The organism is Halorhodospira neutriphila (assembly GCF_016584055.1).
GTDB lineage: Bacteria > Pseudomonadota > Gammaproteobacteria > Nitrococcales > Halorhodospiraceae > Halorhodospira > Halorhodospira neutriphila.
Window position 1 is genome coordinate 1 of the sequence record NZ_NRSH01000224.1, and the last position, 1,788, is coordinate 1,788.

General features: G+C 73.4%; 2 protein-coding genes and 1 pseudogene. 1 reads left to right on the forward strand and 2 read right to left on the reverse strand.

Translation table 11 applies throughout. From position 1 onward, the window contains the following. Both CKO13_RS11980 and CKO13_RS11985 read right to left on the reverse strand, forming a co-directional pair. The coding region (locus tag CKO13_RS11980) for a site-specific integrase (protein ID WP_200261340.1) at nt 1-555 on the reverse strand (555 nt) is incomplete at its 3' end. A gap of 69 nt (nt 556-624) precedes the next feature. Beyond that, nucleotides 625-1,461, reverse strand: a complete 837-nt coding sequence (locus tag CKO13_RS11985; protein ID WP_200261338.1) for a slipin family protein — start codon at nt 1,459-1,461, stop codon at nt 625-627. Nucleotides 1,462-1,631: 170 nt separating this feature from the next. Here CKO13_RS11985 and CKO13_RS13140 point away from each other — a divergent pair. Then, a pseudogene (locus CKO13_RS13140) lies at nt 1,632-1,788 on the forward strand (hypothetical protein); the annotation flags it as partial.

Here is a 1,788-nt window from a genome sequence, read left to right on the forward strand (position 1 = left end):
CTCGCCAAGGGGGACGAGCCGCTCCCGCCCGCCCTTGCCGACGACCTGCACCACCCCCTGCTGGGGGCTCACCTGGGCCACCGTCAGCCCCACCAGCTCGGAGACCCGCAGCCCCGTGGCGTAGAGGACCTCGAGCAGGCAGCGGTCGCGCAGCCCTAGCGGGTCGTCGGTCTCCGGCGCCTCGAGGAGGGCCTCGACCTGGGCCTCGCTCAGGGTGCCGGGCAGGGGCCGGTCGAGCCGCGGCGGCTCGACCTCGGCGCTCGGGTCGTCCTCGCGCACCCCGTCGAGCACCAGGCGGCGGTAGAAGCGCCGCAGGCTGCTGACCAGCCGCGCCGTGGTCCGCGGCCGGGCGCCGGCCGCCACCCGCGCCGCCAGATAGCCGCGGATCGCCTCCGGCCCCGCGGCGTCGAGGGCCCCGCCCTGCTCGGCGAGGTAGGCGGCGAAGCCCTCGAGGTCCGAGCGGTACGCCGCCAGGGTCTGCTCCGCCAGGCCCTGCTCGCTCCAGAGGGCGTCGAGGAAGGCCTCGATACGGGCCCGATCACCCTCCCCCGGCACCGGCCGGCGCCGCGGCCGGCCGCGGCGCTCCGGGCCCTGTCGATGGGCAGCCACGGCGACCGTTCCGCCTCAGCCGCTGCGCGGCCCGCCCTCGGGCCCGCTGCTGCCGCCGCCCTCGCCGCTCGCGGCGGCCGCCGCCTTGCGCAGGGACTCGGGGGCCGCATCGCTGCGGGCGAAGGCGCGCATCATCTCGATGGGCAGGGGGAAGACCAGGGAGGTGCTCTCGTTCTCGTTGGCGACGGTCACCAGCGTCTGCAGGTAGCGCAGCTGCAGCGAGGAGGGGCTCTCGTCGAGGATGTGGGCGGCGTCGCGCAGCTGCTCGGAGGCCTGGCGCTCGCCCTCGGCGTGGATGACCTTGGCCCGCCGGGCGCGCTCGGCCTCGGCCTGCTGCGCGATGGCGCGGATCATCGAGTCGTCGATGTCGACGTGCTTGATCTCGACGTTGGCGACCTTCACCCCCCACGGGTCGGTCTGCTGGTCGAGGATCTCCTGGATATGGGCGTTGAGCCGGTCGCGCTCGGCGAGCATCTCGTCGAGCTCGTGCTGGCCGAGCACCGAGCGCAGGGTCGTCTGCGCCAGCTGGCTGACGGCGGTGTAAAAGTCCTCGACGTTGATGATCGCCCGCTGCGGATCGATGACCCGGAAGTAGAGCACGGCGTTGACCCCCACGGAGACGTTGTCCCGCGAGATCACGTCCTGGCTGGGCACGTCCATGACCACCGTGCGCAGGTCGACGCGGACCATCTGCTGGATGATCGGGATGATCAGGATCAGCCCGGGGCCCTTGACCCGCCAGAAGCGGCCGAGCTGGAAGACGACGCCGCGCTCGTACTCGCGCAGGATGCGGATCGCCGAGGCGACAATCGCCAGCAGCACCGCGAAGACAACAATCAGGGCAATCTGCATGGCTCCCTTCCCCCTTAAAAGCGGCACGCCCCGGCGTGCCCAGACCAAGCCGGGCTCGACCTCCCCAGAATAGTCCCGAGACCAGCCAGGCTGCCAGCCGAGCCCCTGCCGCGGCCCAGCTCCCGGCCACCCGCCGCCCCGGCTCGACAAAACCCGTACAATGCAGCGCTATGCAAGCACTCGGCTGGATCCTGCACTGCCGCGCCGGCGCCGAGCAGACCCTGGCGGCGGAGGCCGTCGCCGCCGCCCGGCAGCGGGGGGTGCACGGCTACTGCCGCGCCCGCCCCGGCAGCGGGGGCGATGAAGAGGACGTAGGCGCTGCCGGGG

Bases quoted from the DNA above. Each gene is read 5' to 3' on its own strand.
- CKO13_RS11985 (WP_200261338.1), bottom strand. From the start codon at position 1,461: ATGCAGATTGCCCTGATTGTTGTCTTCGCGGTGCTGCTGGCGATTGTC.